This is a genomic window from Bacillus sp. PAMC26543, from assembly GCF_014250375.1.
GTDB lineage: Bacteria > Bacillota > Bacilli > Bacillales > Bacillaceae > Bacillus > Bacillus halotolerans.
On record NZ_CP060193.1, the window covers coordinates 3,720,745 to 3,737,449 of the forward strand.

General features: G+C 46.2%; 16 protein-coding genes and 1 pseudogene. 8 read left to right on the forward strand and 9 right to left on the reverse strand.

Going from position 1 to position 16,705, the window contains the following annotated elements:
- Window positions 1-21: 21 nt before the first annotated feature.
- Window positions 22-1,245: a Ger(x)C family spore germination protein gene (locus H7F27_RS18850; protein WP_024120206.1), complete on the reverse strand. Its 1,224-nt coding sequence runs from the start codon at window positions 1,243-1,245 to the stop codon at window positions 22-24.
- Window positions 1,235-2,863 carry a spore germination protein GerKA gene (gerKA, locus tag H7F27_RS18855; RefSeq protein ID WP_024120205.1) on the reverse strand — a complete coding sequence of 543 codons (1,629 nt, stop codon included), beginning with the start codon at window positions 2,861-2,863 and terminating at the stop codon, window positions 1,235-1,237. Before gerKA ends, H7F27_RS18850 begins: the two co-directional genes overlap by 11 nt.
- Window positions 2,864-2,989: 126 nt before the next feature.
- On the opposite strand from gerKA, the gene H7F27_RS18860 reads away from it, so the two are divergent.
- Window positions 2,990-3,211 (forward strand): YczF family membrane protein, encoded by a 222-nt coding sequence (locus tag H7F27_RS18860; protein ID WP_024120204.1) that lies wholly within the window; start codon window positions 2,990-2,992, stop codon window positions 3,209-3,211.
- A 16-nt stretch (window positions 3,212-3,227) separates the two neighbouring features.
- Here H7F27_RS18860 and H7F27_RS18865 read toward each other — a convergent pair whose 3' ends face one another.
- Window positions 3,228-4,982, reverse strand: a complete 1,755-nt coding sequence (locus H7F27_RS18865; RefSeq protein ID WP_024120203.1) for a right-handed parallel beta-helix repeat-containing protein — start codon at window positions 4,980-4,982, stop codon at window positions 3,228-3,230.
- A gap of 279 nt (window positions 4,983-5,261) precedes the next feature.
- Here H7F27_RS18865 and H7F27_RS18870 point away from each other — a divergent pair, with 279 nt between their 5' ends.
- On the forward strand, window positions 5,262-6,740 hold the full coding sequence (locus H7F27_RS18870) for a peptide MFS transporter (protein WP_044161897.1): 1,479 nt from the start codon (window positions 5,262-5,264) through the stop codon (window positions 6,738-6,740).
- A 35-nt stretch (window positions 6,741-6,775) separates the two neighbouring features.
- On the opposite strand, the gene H7F27_RS18875 is transcribed toward H7F27_RS18870, so the two are convergent.
- The 5 genes and pseudogenes from H7F27_RS18875 to H7F27_RS18895 all read right to left on the reverse strand — a co-directional run bounded on the left by H7F27_RS18875 (window position 6,776) and on the right by H7F27_RS18895 (window position 10,441).
- On the reverse strand, window positions 6,776-7,621 hold the full coding sequence (locus H7F27_RS18875; RefSeq protein ID WP_185848287.1) for an alpha/beta fold hydrolase: 846 nt from the start codon (window positions 7,619-7,621) through the stop codon (window positions 6,776-6,778).
- A gap of 74 nt (window positions 7,622-7,695) precedes the next feature.
- Entirely contained in the window at window positions 7,696-8,160 is a 465-nt protein-coding gene (locus tag H7F27_RS18880; protein WP_024120200.1) for a pyridoxamine 5'-phosphate oxidase family protein, read from the reverse strand.
- A complete protein-coding gene (gene bsdD / locus H7F27_RS18885) occupies window positions 8,157-8,384 on the reverse strand; it encodes a phenolic acid decarboxylase subunit BsdD (RefSeq protein WP_185848288.1) in 228 nt (75 codons plus the stop codon). The genes H7F27_RS18880 and bsdD overlap by 4 nt, the downstream gene beginning before the upstream one ends.
- A 17-nt stretch (window positions 8,385-8,401) precedes the next feature.
- A complete protein-coding gene (gene bsdC, locus H7F27_RS18890) occupies window positions 8,402-9,823 on the reverse strand; it encodes a phenolic acid decarboxylase BsdC (protein ID WP_024120198.1) in 1,422 nt (473 codons plus the stop codon).
- A gap of 2 nt (window positions 9,824-9,825) precedes the next feature.
- A pseudogene (locus H7F27_RS18895) lies at window positions 9,826-10,441 on the reverse strand (non-oxidative hydroxyarylic acid decarboxylases subunit B).
- A gap of 88 nt (window positions 10,442-10,529) precedes the next feature.
- Here H7F27_RS18895 and bsdA point away from each other — a divergent pair.
- From bsdA to H7F27_RS18925, 6 genes are all read left to right on the forward strand, one after another.
- Window positions 10,530-11,402, forward strand: a complete 873-nt coding sequence (gene bsdA / locus H7F27_RS18900) for a transcriptional regulator BsdA (RefSeq protein WP_185848289.1) — start codon at window positions 10,530-10,532, stop codon at window positions 11,400-11,402.
- 115 nt (window positions 11,403-11,517) lie between these two features.
- Complete coding sequence (gene tcyA, locus H7F27_RS18905; RefSeq protein WP_095714076.1) at window positions 11,518-12,324, forward strand: cystine ABC transporter substrate-binding lipoprotein TcyA; 807 nt, start codon at window positions 11,518-11,520, stop codon at window positions 12,322-12,324.
- Window positions 12,311-13,015 carry a cystine ABC transporter permease TcyB gene (tcyB, locus tag H7F27_RS18910; RefSeq protein WP_024120194.1) on the forward strand — a complete coding sequence of 235 codons (705 nt, stop codon included), beginning with the start codon at window positions 12,311-12,313 and terminating at the stop codon, window positions 13,013-13,015. Before tcyA ends, tcyB begins: the two co-directional genes overlap by 14 nt.
- Before the next feature lie 13 nt (window positions 13,016-13,028).
- Window positions 13,029-13,772, forward strand: coding sequence for a cystine ABC transporter ATP-binding protein TcyC (gene tcyC, locus H7F27_RS18915; protein ID WP_024120193.1), 744 nt, complete (start codon window positions 13,029-13,031; stop codon window positions 13,770-13,772).
- 124 nt (window positions 13,773-13,896) lie between these two features.
- Window positions 13,897-14,544 (forward strand): YczE/YyaS/YitT family protein, encoded by a 648-nt coding sequence (locus H7F27_RS18920; RefSeq protein ID WP_024120192.1) that lies wholly within the window; start codon window positions 13,897-13,899, stop codon window positions 14,542-14,544.
- Between the two features lie 104 nt (window positions 14,545-14,648).
- Window positions 14,649-15,323: a 4'-phosphopantetheinyl transferase family protein gene (locus H7F27_RS18925; protein ID WP_095714074.1), complete on the forward strand. Its 675-nt coding sequence runs from the start codon at window positions 14,649-14,651 to the stop codon at window positions 15,321-15,323.
- Here the strand turns inward: H7F27_RS18925 and H7F27_RS18930 are convergent.
- Window positions 15,318-16,652 carry an aminotransferase-like domain-containing protein gene (locus H7F27_RS18930; protein ID WP_185848290.1) on the reverse strand — a complete coding sequence of 445 codons (1,335 nt, stop codon included), beginning with the start codon at window positions 16,650-16,652 and terminating at the stop codon, window positions 15,318-15,320. The genes H7F27_RS18925 and H7F27_RS18930 overlap by 6 nt on opposite strands.
- Between the last annotated feature and the right edge of the window lie 53 nt (window positions 16,653-16,705).

Here is a 16,705-nt window from a genome sequence, read left to right on the forward strand (position 1 = left end):
TGTCACTACTCCTTTCTTGACCTATTTATGATTAAGCTGGTTTCTGAGCGGATTATTTCGCAGCCCCGTTCTTCTGATATACGTCTCCGCCTTTACATCAACAGGCAGATCAGGCAAATATTCTTTGTCCCATGTATCCCTCATTTTTTTCCACTGCTTCGGATACTTCCTGTATATCGTGTCTCCGAATCCGATAAAGTCGATTTTATGTTCCTTTATCTTTTCAACTGCATGGCTGATTTCCTTTTCAAGCTGTTTGTTGAGTGCTTTTTCGATATCGGCTAACACCTTTGGGTCAGATAAATGAAATGGATATTTTACTGCGTCTATTATGCCTTCAACCGTTACGTGAACATGAATGCGGGGACGGCCGTTTCGTATTTCCGGGTTAAGCTTTGTTGTCTGATGCGTGACCTGTAAGCTTACCGCATCTTTTGTCTTCTTCCAATCGGCATTAATAAACGTATGCTGGATTTGATTCTTAAGCCAGACAACCCCAACTTTGTCCTTATCTTCAATCCAATATTTTAAATGGCCTCTTTTATCGAATACCGCCAAACCGTCCGCCTGAAGAATGGCTTGCGGGTCAGTCGCCTGTGTGTTTTCCAGGCTGACTCCTTTTTTATCGTCCCCGATCATCCTGTATCCGGGGATCACCGGCGCTTCTGTGGTGAGGGCAAGTGTTTTCAAGACATCCTGGATATTGGTTTTAATCACCCGCCCATATTGGGCTTGCGTGAAGTCGAGTGTTTTATTGACTTTATTGGACGGTATTTTATCAATCGGCGTAAGCGTTTTGACGATATTTTCGGCTTTCGTTTTATGGGCGATGACAATCGTTGCCGTGGTCCTGAATTCCGTATCGCGGTCAAGGTTATCTAACACAAAATTCAAACCTTCCTCTCTCGCCAGCTTTTCACTGATCACGACCAGATTGGTATGGGCAAAATAAAGCCGCCGGGATACTTTCATAGAGGCTTTTCTGAGCGCTTCCGTCATGTTGTCGCCTACTATGGAATAGACGGATACAGGCGGCCTGTCTCCCGCACCGCCGCCCTGAAGCCCTCCGGCGACGTTTCCGGGATTAATGATCTGAAAGTGCAGTACGTAATTCCCTTCATTTGTCCGATCAATGCCGATTGCCGAAATAATCGCAAGATCTGTCAGCTCACGCTTATCCCAGCAGCCGGGCAGCACAATGATGCTCAAAAGCATGATAACGGCTAGTACACGTTTACGTATCATTCTGATCTCCTTCTCTCAACTCTTTGTTCACCATCCCGCGTGAACCATCCGGCTGAGGACGCTGGTCTTTCCCCTGACGGACCTTATCTTTTTTGCTGATGGATTCAGGCCTTTTCTGGTCGGCCCACCAAGGAACACGGAACAGCGTGTCCTTCACGCCTTGTGAAGAAAAGGGCGCAAGCGGCGACATATAAGGAACACCAAAGGAACGCAGACTGCATAAATGAACAAACATCATAATAATCCCTAAAACCAGCCCGTAAAAACCCATTACGGCAGAAGCAATGATAAACATAAACCGAATGAGGCGGGCAGATATCGCCATGGCAAACGCCGGCGTTGCGAAGCTGGCAATGGCCGTTATGGCAACGATGATGACCATAGCCGGAGACACGATACCAGCCTGAACAGCAGCTTGGCCGATAACAAGCGCGCCTACAATGGAAACAGCCGATCCCACAACCCTCGGCAGTCGGACCCCAGCTTCCCTGAGAATCTCAAAAGCAACCTCCATTGTGATGGCTTCAACAACGGCCGGAAACGGAACGATTTCCCGCTGGGCAGCAATGACGATTAACAGCTGTGTCGGAATCATTTCCTGATGAAACGTCGTGGCTGCCACATAAACAGCCGGTGCGACAAGTGAAATAAAAAAGATAAATATCCGCAGAATCCGTATACTTGTCGCAATGTCAAAGCGTGAATAATAATCTTCAACCGACTGAAAAAATTGAATAAATAAGGCTGGGGCAATCAGAACAAACGGTGTTCCGTCCACAACGATTGCAAATCTTCCTTCTAATAGATTTCCTGCGACGACGTCAGGGCGTTCCGTGTGATACATGGTCGGAAACGTCGTAAACGTTTCGTCTTCGATCAGCTGCTCGATGTATCCGGATTCTAAAATACTGTCAATGTCTATTTTTTTCAGGCGCTGCCTCACTTCCTTCAGCACCTTTTCATCACAAATACCGTGAATGTACATCAGCGCGATATCCGTATTTGTTACAGAACCGATTTTCATTTTTTCGACCCATACATTGGGATTTTTAATGTATCGCCGAATCATGGAAATATTGGTTTGCAAAGACTCTGTAAACCCTTGGCGCGGGCCCCGGAATGACACCTGGGTGCTCGGCTCTTGTATGGAACGGTGCTCTCCCCCCTGGGTGCTGCAGATAAGCGCCTCATCAGAACCGTCCGCAAAAACCAGCGCATTTCCAAGCATCAATTCAGTGAACAGCTTGTCCCAGCTCTTTTCAGCTTTTACTCCGCCCAGCGGAAGCGTTTTTTCAAGGATCTGCTTTATCGCATGGGCATTTTGGATGGTTTGATCCTGAATCAAAGGCTCGATTAACGATTCATGTATCGTGTTATTATCGACCAAACCCGCGATATAAATAATGGCCAGGTGAACTTCATCCTGTTCCCCTGCTTTCACTTCCCGAATAATGACATCAGAGCTGCTTCCGACTTTCTTCTTCATGTCCGCCACATTTTTCGCCAAACTTGAAGAAGCCAGAATCGGCCCTTCTTCTTTCTTCTGCTGATTCTTATCTTCTTGTTTCTGGCTGTCTTTCGTTTCGGTATTTTTCTTTTGCTTAAAAAATGACGGCATACACAAAATACCTTTCCTTATCGTTTTCTCATATTCTTCCTGTTACCCTTAAGATTATGCATGTGACTGGCGAACGGGTATAACTCTCTCATAAAGATAGACACTAAAAGAGGAGGGTGATGAAGGATGAAAATATTAGGCATAACGGCTGTTTTATTAATTTGTTTGTTGGTGATTTCAGTTTTCATGGACATGCTTCAAGGATTCAGTTTAGGAAAAGCCATCTATAATAATATGTCCAGCTTCAAGATGACATCGTTTGCGGAATGGATGATGCTGTTATTTTTTGTTTTGTTATTGGTGAGAGAGATATTCGTGATCTATAAATCGAACAAAAAAAGCCCCTAGAGCGAGGCGCTTTTGTTCAGACGATCATATTGCCGTTTACCTTATCTCCGCTGTTGTTGGTGATGGTTCCTTTGATGATTCGATTTCCGATGATGGTGGAATTGGTTGAGGTGTCCGTTTGAATGGCCACCGCCGTGCTTGCGGAGAGGTTATTGATGGTGTTTCCTGAAATGATAGAGCCTGAGGAGCCGTTGAGGTAAATCACAATCGGTCTGCCGGCTGTTCTATTGACTGAAAGGGTGTTATCAAAAATGTCATGAACACCGGTGCTGATATAGATGGTCACTAAAAGAGGAGATCTTTCAAAGTGGTTTCCGATAATAGAGGTTTTTGCACTTGTCGTACAGTAAATCGGGTAATTTTTAAAGTTTTTAAATGTATTGTTTTTAATAATTGCGCCAGCATTGTTTGTGACAGAAACGGCATACGATTCAAGGGCCGCTTCAAACGCGTCGGGGTTAAGCGTATTTCCTTCGATCAACGCGCTTCCTTGAGCGATCCAAATGCCGCGGCTGAATTTTCTCAGCACATTGTCTTTAATGATCATATCGCCTCCTGAAATGTTCACCCCGTCGATGACTTGAATAAGACAGTTATTCAGAAATGCGGTATCATCAGACAGCACCGCTCGAAGGCCGGTACTGCGCCTTGTTTCAGACAGTCCGTTTTGAATCTGGTTGCCGTCTACCTTTACGTCGGAAGACTGATAAACCAATATCCCTGTGTTTTCAAAATTGCTGATTTTGTTGTTCGTGACAAGAACGCTCTTTCCTCTGACATCAATTCCGGTTGAAAATCCGGTAATGAGGTTGCCGGCGATCACTGCATCACTGCTTTCTTTTCCTTGTGAAACACCCAATCCGGTAATCCCGACTCTAGGCGCCGCAGCCGCGTCTTCCGCCCTTCTGAGAATATTCCCCTTAATGACCGTTTGAGTGCCATACCCATAGCTGATCGTATTGTCTGAGTGGTTTCCTTCTATTGAAATGCCGTACCCATTAAAATTGGTCACAGAACTTGAAACGTTTCCATTAAAATAGTTATTTCGAATTGAGACATTGAGCGGTTCCTCATAATCAATATTTCCTTCACCATAGCCTTCAATGTCAATTCCGAATTTCGGCGCTGTTCCATTTCCCGTTCCGGCATCTTCAATCACGCAGCCCTCCACCGTAACTGTGTCACATCCGGTAATCGAAATGTTATTTCTCCTCGATCGCCGAACCTTACAGCGGCGGATGGTAATGTGCTCTGATGTTCGATAATCGTTATTTGTCTTTAAGCCCCGCGGACTGATAATGATCCCATCTCCAGTAAAATCAGAAATGTTGACATCATCAATAACAACATTCGAACACCCTTCAATACAAATGCCGAAGCCCCATTCATGGGTTGACCTTATCCCCGCGGACGCATACGTATGCTCGTCGCGCTCGCCGATAATTTGTCCACCCGAAATGGTTATATTCTCTTGCTTGCCTACATAAAATGCAGAATACCCCCAGGAGCTGTTCGGAATGACTTTGATGATACACTCAGGGTCCATGACGATATTAAGATTGCCGGGAACAATAATCCCAGCGTTGCGAAACACCTGGTTCGCATCACCTCCAAGCGTCCCGTCAATTAAATATGTTCCTTTCGGGAACCAGACTGTATGGTACCCCTTTGAGGCAGCCGCGCTTAGGCACTGATTAATCAGTTCTGTCGAATCCGTTTTTCCGTCCCCTGAAATACCAAAATCTGCTGCATTCAAGATGAATTCAGCCAATGATCCAACCTCCTCCCGCATGATTGTTACCATGATATTCGCGGCAGCCCGATCTGCTTGTACATTTCTCTAAAATTTTATTAAAAAAGTATAAAGAAATACTATCGTTAGAAAATGTAACAAAACGAGACATAAGAAACAGGAAAAACTCACTATTTTCCACCTTTATAGTTTTTCCATTCTGGAACTTCTTGAAATGAGTATAATTTATATTGACACAAGTATTATATAAGAATATGATTTTTATAATACACTTTTTTAAGAAAGGGTTTGGCTGACATGGCTTCGATTGATAACGAAAGTATCATTAAAAGCGTCCCGCAAAAAGGGTTCTTTGGTCACCCGCGAGGACTATTTACACTATTTTTCACCGAATTTTGGGAGCGTTTCTCTTACTATGGAATGAGAGCAATCTTGCTTTACTATTTGTATACAGAGACGGTAAACGGAGGGCTTGGCTTTGACAAAGGCACTGCGGTTGCCATTATGTCGATTTACGGATCACTCGTATACATGTCCACTATTATTGGCGGATGGCTCGCTGATCGGGTATTCGGTACCGCAAACACCGTGTTTTACGGCGGCATATTTATTATGTTCGGCCATATTGCACTCGCCTATCCGGGCAGCGCGATAGCATTCTATATCAGCATGGTGCTTATCATTATCGGAACAGGCTTATTAAAACCAAACGTTTCGAGCGTCGTTGGAGATCTTTACACGAAAGAAGACCCGCGCCGCGACTCAGGTTTCAGTATTTTCTACATGGGGATTAACCTCGGTGGTTTACTCGCGCCGTTAATTGTCGGAACACTCGGACAGAAGTACAACTATCATCTCGGCTTCGGAGCTGCCGCGGTCGGAATGCTTCTTGGACTTATCGTATTTGCTTTGACAAGAAAGAAAAACCTCGGACCTGCAGGTTCAAATGTCCCGAATCCGCTGTCTAAAAAATCTGCAATTGGCACCGGAATCGGTGTTATCATTGTGGCGATCGCAGTGATGATCTCTGTACAAACAGGCGTGCTGACGATCAACCGTTTCATCGACCTTGTAAGTATTCTCGGTATTTTGATTCCTGTTATTTATTTCATCATCATGTTTACAAGCAAAAAAGCGGACAAAACAGAAAAATCTCGTCTTGCCGCTTACGTTCCTTTGTTTATCGGTGCTGTCATGTTCTGGGCCATTCAGGAACAAGGAGCGACCATTCTTGCGGTATACGCTGATGAACGCATAAGACTTTCATTGGGCGGAATAGAACTTCAGTCATCTTGGTTCCAATCATTAAACCCCTTGTTTATCGTCATTTTCGCACCAATTTTCGCATGGCTTTGGATGAAGCTTGGCAAACGCCAGCCGTCTACACCAGTTAAATTTTCAATCGGAATTATTTTAGCCGGATTGTCATTTATCATTATGGTATTCCCGGCTATGCAAGGGAAAGAAGCACTCGTAAGCCCGCTGTGGCTCGTTCTCAGCTTCCTGCTTGTCGTACTGGGAGAGCTGTGCCTGTCTCCAGTCGGTTTATCCGTGACAACAAAACTGGCGCCAGCTGCATTCTCCGCACAGACAATGAGTATGTGGTTTCTGACTAACGCAGCAGCCCAGGCAATCAATGCCCAAGTAGCCGGGTTGTTTGATAAAATACCTGAAACAACTTACTTCGGCACCATCGGCTTGATTTCTATCATACTCGGCGGCATTCTGCTGCTGATCTCACCGATCATCAAACGTGCGATGAAAGGTATTTTATAATAAAGAAAATCCCGCAGATTCGCTCTGCGGGATTTTTATTTGTCTATCCATTCCATTAAGCTTTGCCCGAAGGTCTGCGGTTCCTCCAGCATCGGCTGGTGCCCGCTCTTTTCAAAGATGACCTTCTTCACATACGGATATATACCGTCAACGGCATCCCACAACGATACTGGAGCAACCAAATAGTCATATCTGCCTAAACCGATATAGACAGGAACATGAACGTCTGCTAACCGCTGTATGAGGTTCATCTGCGCGAATGTATGTCCCCATAATTCATCTATAATCGGCATATTGGTGTCAACACCTTCCCATAAAGCTGCTGCATTCGGCCTCTCTTTATAAAAGCTTTTCGCTTCAGCGCGAATGCACATGTGCACGAAACGCCTTTCAGGATCTTTTTCTATGTCACCTGCTAAACTTGCAATATCTTTTTCGAAACGTTTCTTTCTCTCAGGGCTGGCTGTTTCCCTAAAAAACGCTTCACTGTCCCGCTGTCTCTTTTGACTGTTATCAGGCGCTGAATTGAGGAGCACGGCCTTTCGCACATGCTCAGGGTACTTTCTGGCGTATTCTAATGCCATAAACGCGTGCCCCGAATGTCCCATTATGATAAAATCCTTAAGCTGAAGATGGCGTCTTATCGCTTCAATATCGTCCAAAACTGCATACAGTCTTTCATCTTCCGGCCGCAGCGCCCGCGCCGGCTTGGCAAAACCCCTGTGATCGGCAAATACCCATTGATATTTCTGTTTGATATCCTGATGAAATAGACGCGGGTAGTAAACCGCACTGCCGATCACGAGAATCGGCGCGCCCTCTCCTTCAATACAATAAGATAAATCAAAACCGTCTGAATGACAGATCCCCTTTGTGACCATTCCTCACGCCCCCTTTGTCTTTATATGGTTCATTATACTAATAAAAGCCTGACGCATGGCGTCAGGCTTTTTATTTATCGTTTTAATTCCTCCAGCGTTGCTTCCCATCTGTTCAGCACCTCTTCAGCATTGTGAAGCTGTATCCTGACACCGGAAGTTATATCAGCGTACTTTGCAACATCCTCCTTAGCTGAAGCGATACGGCAGGCAAAGCGTTCCCTGTCATAAACCGCATCGTTCAGCGGCGGGAGCGGCTCACATTGCAGTTTTACGTAATGAGCGGCTCCTTTCCACCATGCAGTAAGCTGGGCTTGTCCCGTTCGAAGGATATTTCCCGCGGTCTCTGTGTTTTTCCACAGGGCGATCCGGATATCCGTCCGATTCAGGGCGATGATTTCTCCGGCGCTGATCATAGCGGCATGCGGCCAGCCGTCCTCCGATACCGTTTGCAGAACGAAGGCTTCATGCTGCTTTTCTTTCAGACGTTCCCCGTCAAGCAGCTCAAAGAGACGGTCTGATAGTCGGTTCACGCCGATCAGGCCTTTCGTTCCGGAACAGCGGGAACTTCAACCGCTGTTTCTGTTTCATTTGGATCGATTTTAAAGGCCGGATTATATTTTTCCGGATTTGTAATACTTTCCGGTTCACATGATCTCCATGTAAAAAAACATGTTTGGCATTGATAGACTTCCCATGCTCCTTCTACAGGCGATTTGCTCATGACTTCTCCTTTTTTTGAATCGCATCGAGGACATGTATGCATGTCGAATCATCCTTTCCTTATTTATTCATCAAGTCCATTAGTTTTTGTTCCCATTCTTTTGTTGTTAATGGAGAATCAAGCGGCTGTGAATAATGGCCTCTTGTTTCCGGCGCAACAGGTGTTGTGGCATCAAGAATCATTTTGTGCGTGATTCCTGATGGATTTGATCCCGGGTCAAGCGGCAGGACAGATAAATCCGGTATAATGACCGCATCGTGTTTCGGGTGCATTTTTGTAGAGAGCGCCCACATGACCTGCGGCAGGTTGAATGGATCGACATCCTCGTCGACAACGATAACCATTTTGCAGTAGCCTAGTCCGTGCGGGGTTGTGAGCGCGCGCATGCCGACCGCTTTCGCAAATCCGCCGTAGCGGTTTTTTGTTGATACAATCGCGATTAAACCGTGTGTGTACATGGCGTTCACAGCCACAATTTCATTCGGATACGCTTCTTTTAGCTGCTGATACAGCGGCACACAAGTATTAATGCCGATCATGTAATCACATTCTGTCCACGGCATGCCTAAGTATAAATGTTCAAAAATCGGGTTGTTTCTGTGATACACGCGGTTAATTTTGATAATCGGCATGCTGCGTCCGCCGGAATAGTGCCCTGTAAATTCACCGAATGGCCCTTCATATTCACGTTCTCCGGCAATGATTTCTCCCTCGAGCACAACTTCTGCTCCCCATGGAATATCAAGGTCAGACAGCTTTGATTTTACGATGCGGTACGGTTCTCCTTGGATTGCTCCCGCCATTTCGTATTCGGATTGATCATAGAGAAGCGGAGTGGATGCCGCGGTTGTAATGACCGGTTCACATCCGAGCGCAATGGTGACCGGAAGATTGATGCCGCGTTCTTCGGCTTGGCGCAGATGGATCGCAATATCGTGCTGCGGCACAGGCTGAATGCCGAGGCGGTCTTTTCCCTTTACCTGCATTCTGTATATGCCGACATTTTGTTTGCCGAAGTTGTCAGGGTCCTCAAGGTCGCGGGAGATGACGCATGCTTTGTCTAAATAGTAACCGCCGTCTCCTTGGTTAATTCTGAAAAGAGGCAGGATATCGAACAAATTGATGTCCTCTGTGATTTCATTTTCATGAAATGGCGCTGTTTCTTCGCGTTTGACCGGCATCGGAAACTGTTCATATCGCTTCGCAAATTCAAAAAACTGCTCTTTCACCGGTGTATCTTTCGGCAGTCCCAGCATCATCGCGTGGTTCGGCCAAGAGCCGATGACATTCATCGCGATTTGCGCATTGTTGTAGCCGTAAATATTGTTAAATAGCAGTGCAGGGCTTTTATCGCCAAGGTTGCTGGCTGCCCGTGCAGCTGCTCCCAGATCAGGTTCAGGCTTTACCTCTTCATTCACCGTTAACAATTGTCCCTCTTTTTCAAGGGCAGCGAGAAATTCTCTGAAATCTTGATAAGCCATCATCAAGCTCCTCCTTTTTGTTTTTCAATTCCATTCCAGCGCTTTGCCTCAGAAAGGCGCAGGCCGAATTGGTCCAACGTTCTGAATACAATATGGTCGACCATTTCTTCTAAGCTGCTCGGCTGATTATAAAACGCCGGCATCGGCGGAAGAATAATCGTCCCCATTTTTGTGAGTGCAAGCATATTTTCGAGATGAATCTGGTTCAAAGGTGTCTCTCTTGTTAAGAGAACGAGCTTTTTCCGCTCTTTCAGCATGACATCAGCCGCGCGAGTCAGCAGATTATCCGCCATCCCGGTGCGGATGCTCGCAAGCGATTTCATACTGCACGGCGCCACAATCATGCCATCGGTATCAAACGAGCCGCTGGAGATGGCCGCCGCCTGATCCTTATGCGAGTATGTGTATGTGGCCATCTTTTCAACTTCTTTTAACGTGTAGCCTGTTTCATGTTTGATGGTAACGTTAGCCCAAGGAGACACAACGAGATGGGTTTCCACTTCCGCTGCCTTCAGCCATTCTAATAGCCTGACACCGAAGATAGCCCCAGTTGCCCCTGTCATTCCGACAACGAGTTTCAAATTTTGCCCCTCCTTCACGCTTGAATTCTGTCTTCATTTCAATCATACTCCTGATATATCCATATGAAAAATATTCGTTAAATCTATAATCAATACCTAGAAGGTATATAAAAGGAGGCCCTTCTTTGGACATTCGTCAGCTGCGATATTTCATTACCATTGCCCAAGAACAAAAGATCACCTCTGCCGCCAAAAAACTCCATATGGCGCAGCCGCCGCTAAGCAGGCAGCTCAAACAGCTGGAGGATGAGCTGGGTGTTGTATTGTTTGACCGCAATAAGAAAAAACAAATGACTCTTACATATGAAGGAAGCATTTTTCTCAAAAGAGCCAAAGAGATTCTGCACAGGTTTGAAGATGCGGTCATTGAGGTACAAGAGCTGAGGGAGGAGGTTGCCGGCACGCTGGCTGTGGGTTCGACGATTTATTGCGCCGCTCTTATGCTTGAGAAAGTGACGCAAATGAAAGAAAGATATCCGCACCTCACCTTTAATATTTGGGAGAACGAGCCGGCAACGCTGTTAGAGCTGCTGGAAAGCCGGCAAATCGACGCCGCTGTCACGACAACCATGATAAAAAGCGATACCGTCCAATTTAAAAAGCTTGACGACATTCCATGTGTGCTCGTTCTTTCTGATGATGCCGGGTATACATGCGGAGACACCATTCAAATGGAGGATATCCCTTCTTTCCCGCTGATTCTGCTGCGGCCTGTGAACGGAAAAGGCGTTTATAACCAGGTCATGAATGAATTTCACCGTCTTCAGCTGGAGCCGCGTATTGTTTGTGAATGCCACGATTCAGCAACACTGCTCAGTCTCGTCTCATCAGGATTTGGCGCGTCCATTCTGCCCGTCACCATGATTCCTGTTCATATGAGAAACCACATTCACACAGTTAAAATCGAAAACAACCCCTTCGTTATGACACCGGCTGTCATGTGGAGAACTGACAGTTATTTGCCAAAACCGGTACAGCAATTTTTGAATTTATTTTAAGTGTTTTTGTCTCATGAAAACCAAATACTTGACTCATACTAAAAAAAAGTTATCCTTTAGATTTGTAAGCTATTTTTTCATTTCAACAAAATTAATCAGAAAAGTGGGGAATAGAATGAAAAAAGCACTTTTAGCTTTATTCATGGTCGTAAGCATTGCAGTTCTCGCAGCTTGCGGAGCAGGAAATGACAATCAGTCAAAAGATAACGGAAAAAACGGCGATCTTTGGGCTTCAATTAAGAAAAAAGGCGTACTGACAGTCGGTACAGAAGGAACGTACGAACCGTTCACTTATCATGACAAAGACACTGACAAGCTGACTGGCTATGACGTGGAAGTCATCACAGAAGTCGCAAAACGCCTTGGACTGAAAGCCGAATTCAAGGAAACACAGTGGGACAGTATGTTTGCCGGCCTGAATTCCAAACGGTTTGACGTCGTTGCCAACCAAGTCGGAAAAACAGATCGTGAAAACCAATATGACTTCTCAGACAAATACACAACATCAAGAGCCGTTGTCGTGACGAAAAAAGACAACAACGATATTAAGTCTGAAAAAGACGTAAAAGGAAAAACGTCAGCTCAATCACTGACAAGCAACTATAACAAACTAGCTGCAAATGCCGGCGCGAAAGTAGAAGGCGTTGAAGGCATGGCGCAGGCCCTTCAAATGATCCAGCAAGGCCGCGTCGACATGACGTACAACGATAAGCTTGCCGTATTAAACTATTTAAAAACATCAGGCAACAAAAACGTAAAAATCGCGTTTGAAACAGGCGACCCTCAGGAAACGTATTTCACGTTCCGTAAAGGAAGCGGCGAGGTTGTCGACCAAGTCAACAAAGCATTAAAAGAAATGAAAGAGGACGGGACTCTTTCTAAAATCTCTAAAAAATGGTTCGGCGAAGATGTTTCTAAATAATATACCGGCATTGACGCTTGGCACGGCGATCCCGTGGGATCTGGTGCAGCAGTCATTCTGGCCGATACTTTCAGGGGGAATCTACTATACGATTCCCCTTACGATTCTTTCCTTTATATTCGGAATGATACTGGCGCTGATTACGGCGCTTGCCAGAATGTCGAAAGTGAGACCTTTGAGATGGGTGTTCAGCGTATACGTATCCGCCGTACGCGGCACTCCACTTCTCGTTCAATTGTTCATCATTTTCTATCTGTTCCCGGCCTTTAACATTACACTAGATCCATTTCCAAGCGCAGTCATTGCCTTTTCCTTAAACGTTGGCGCCTATGCATCTGAAATCATCAGGGCATCTATTTTATCCGTGCCGAAGGGGCAATGGGAAGCTGGCTATACCATCGGCATGACACACCAGAAGACGCTGTTCCGCGTCATTTTGCCGCAGGCGTTTCGTGTGTCGATCCCGCCATTATCCAATACCTTTATCAGCCTGATCAAAGATACATCTCTTGCATCTCAGATTCTCGTCGCTGAGCTGTTCAGAAAAGCTCAGGAAATCGGCGCGCGCAATCTCGATCAGATTTTAGTCATTTATATTGAAGCGGCCTTTATTTATTGGATGATCTGCTTCTTGCTTTCGCTCGTCCAGCATGTCATCGAACGGCGTCTTGACCGCTACGTGGCCAAATAAGGAGGTTCCGAGTATGCTTTCCGTTAAAGGATTAAACAAATCATTCGGTCAAAATGAAATTTTAAAAAAGATAGATATGAAGATAGAAAAAGGAAAAGTCATCGCTATACTTGGGCCTTCCGGTTCAGGGAAAACGACGCTGCTTCGCTGTCTGAACGCGCTGGAGATCCCGAATCGCGGGGAGCTTGCATTTGATGATTTCTCCATCGATTTTTCAAAGAAAGTGAAGCAGTCGGATATCCTTCAGCTCCGCCGGAAATCGGGAATGGTGTTTCAGGCGTATCACCTCTTCCCTCACCGCACAGCCCTTGAAAACGTGATGGAAGGCCCTGTTCAGGTGCAAAAACGAAACAAAGAGGAAGTCAGAAAAGAAGCGATTCAGCTTCTTGATAAAGTCGGATTGAAGGACAAAATGGATTTATATCCGTTCCAGCTTTCCGGAGGCCAGCAGCAGCGCGTCGGCATCGCCCGTGCACTGGCAATTCAGCCTGAGCTGATGCTGTTTGACGAACCGACCTCAGCGCTTGACCCTGAGCTTGTGGGTGATGTGCTGAAGGTTATCAAGGATTTAGCCAATGAAGGCTGGACCATGGTCGTTGTTACCCACGAAATCAAATTCGCCCAAGAAGTGGCGGACGAAGTCGTCTTCATTGACGGCGGCGTCATCGTGGAGCAGGGGCCGCCTGAGGAAATTTTCTCTGCTCCAAAAGAAGAACGGACCCAGCGGTTTTTGAATCGGATTTTGAACCCGTTGTAAAACCCAAAACAGGGCGCCTGCCGGCGGCCCTGTTTTTTTGTTGAGCCCCTTTCGCCTATTCCGCCCTTTTGTCAGATATGCTACAATGACAATCGATTGATTTTTACGAAAGAAGGGACTTCACGTGAAGCGAGAACTTGTTCTGCGCTGGACATTTTATTTTGCCGGTCTGCTTATTTTGTCTTTTGGTGTATCCCTTACGATAGAAGGAAAAACGCTGGGGATCAGTCCGTGGGATGCATTTCATTACAGCCTGTTTCAGCACTTCGGGCTTACCGTCGGCCAGTGGTCCATCATTATTGGAGCGCTCATCGTCGGATTCACGTCATTGTTTACGAGGGCTTGGCCAAAAATTGGGGCGATCCTGAACATGGTGCTCATTGGTGTTTTTATAGATTTTTTCAATTTTCTTCTGCCTGCCCCCTCCACCTACACAGGCTCCGTCATCGTCTTCTCTCTCGGCGTGCTGCTGATCGGCTACGGCGTCGGTGTTTATGTATCAGCGGGCCTTGGCGCGGGGCCGCGTGATTCACTGATGATGCTGATTACAGAAAAAACCGGCTGGAATGTGCAATGGGTGCGGAACGGCATGGAAATAACAATTTTGTTTGCAGCATGGGGCATGGGCGGTCCGATCGGTTTAGGTACAATTTTGACCGCCATCCTCACCGGTATCATTTTGCGCTTTTCGTTGCCGCAGTCAATCCAGCTGCTGAATTATGCTGTGGCAAGGCGGACAGCCGCTGTGAAAGCAACTCCGCCTATACACTAAAACAAAGCCGCTTCGGCTTTGTTTTTTTATTTTCTCCTCTATATGAGTCTTGTTGAAGTATGATAGGATGGTTTTGACAATCTTTTGCAGACGGAGGATCTAGAATGAAAATTTACGGAATTTATATGGACCGCCCGCTTTCACAGGCAGAATCGGATCGGCTGATGTCTTTCGTTTCTGCTGAAAAACGGGAGAAATGCCGGAGATTTTATCATAAAGAAGATGCTCACCGCACCCTGCTGGGAGATGTGCTTGTTCGCTCTGTCATCAGCGAGCAGTACCAGCTGAATAAAGCCGATATCCGATTCAGCGCGCAGGAATACGGGAAGCCTTGCATCCCTGACCTCCCCAATGCCCACTTTAACATTTCCCACTCCGGCCATTGGGTCATCGGCGCGTTTGATTCAGATCCGATCGGCGTCGATATTGAAAAAATGAAGCCAATCAGCCTCGGGATTGCCGAACGTTTCTTTTCGAAGAAAGAGTACAGCGATCTTTTATCCAAACATAAAGACGAGCAAAACGATTATTTTTATCATCTATGGTCTATGAAAGAGAGCTTTATCAAGCAGGAAGGCAAAGGCCTGTCGCTGCCGCTTGATTCCTTCTCCGTGCGCCTGCATGAGGATGGCCGAGTATCCGTCGAGCTTCCGGAGCACCATACGCCTTGCTTTATCAAAACGTATGAGGTAGATCCCGGCTATAAAATGGCTGTGTGCGCCGCCCGACCTGATTTCCCGGAGGACATCACGATGATCTCGTACGAAGCGCTTTTATAAATGGCTCATCAGCAGCTTAATGCCGCGCTCAATATCTTCAGTCTTCACATTGGAAAGATTGATTTTTAATAGATTTTCTTTCGGATAGTCTGATAAATAATGGCGGTCAATCGCTTCAAGGAGAACCTCTTGTTTTTTCATCTTTTGAATCACTCTTGATGCCGGCAGATCCTCAGGAAGCACCAGATGGGTATGCATGCACGGGGCCTGGCCGCTGGAAAATAGAAAGCGGCCGCGGCTCAATTGTCCGTGTGTTTGAATGGCTTCATGTAGCCTAAGGGACCGTTCCTTATAGGAATTTCTGATTTTCTCCTTGTGCCTGCCGAACATTCCGCTTTTGATGTAAATTTCTAACGCGGCTTGAGAAATTATCGAGCAGTCAATGTCGTTCAGCTTTTTGTACGTATGAAATGTGTCAGTCAGCGCATTTGGCAAAACGGCGGCCCCCACGCGAAGGCCGGGAAATATCATTTTTGAAAAGCTTTTTAAATAAATCACATGTGAGGACAGATCGTATGCGTACAGCGGGTCTGCCTTTTTATTTTCCTCGAGATCACCGAGATAGTCATCCTCAACAAGATAGACGTCATAGGCTGCCGCCAATCTTACCAGCTCACGTTTGTCCCGTTCGGCCAGTGAGCTCCCAAGCGGGTTATGGAAGCGTGGCATCGTATAAAAAAATTTGATCGATTCTGTTTGAAACAGCCGCTCGACTTCCGCTAAATCAAGCCCCTGCTCCGTTCTTTTTATCCCGATTGCGGGGATGCCCAGTGTCTCCAGTTGTTCAATCATCAAATGATAGCCTGGCTGTTCAATGGCGATCTTCTCTTTCCCATTGGGAAACGGCATTGCACATAGCAGGGATAGTGCCTGCTGGACGCCGGATGTGATAAACATATGCCGCTCGTCCGCAAATACCTGCTGATCAGCAAACAGCTTTCGCAATACACGGATGAGCGACGGGAGGCCCTTCGGCGTTCCGTAGAGAAACAAATCATGCTTGTATGTATCAATCGCTTTGTTGATGCAATGCTGAAAATCCACATACGGAAAAATATCAGGGTCCGGCGCAGACGTTGCAAAGTCGATTGGGCTTGACTTGCCGTGATGCGGCTTCCTCGTCTTTTTCACAAGATAATAGCCGCTTTTCGGAACAGAATAGATGAGATGGCGTTTTTCCAGCTCTTGCAGCGCGCGGATCACCGTGCTTTTGCTGACTTGATAGCGGGCGGACAGCTGCCTGATGGAAGGAAGCCTGTCTCCTTCTTGATAGACACTGCTTTGCATCATTTCCTCTATCTGTATGAAGAGACTGATATACTTCTCCATTCTTTCTCCCCCTGTTTTGTACCGGTACAGTTCATTGTTTTTCTTATTGTACC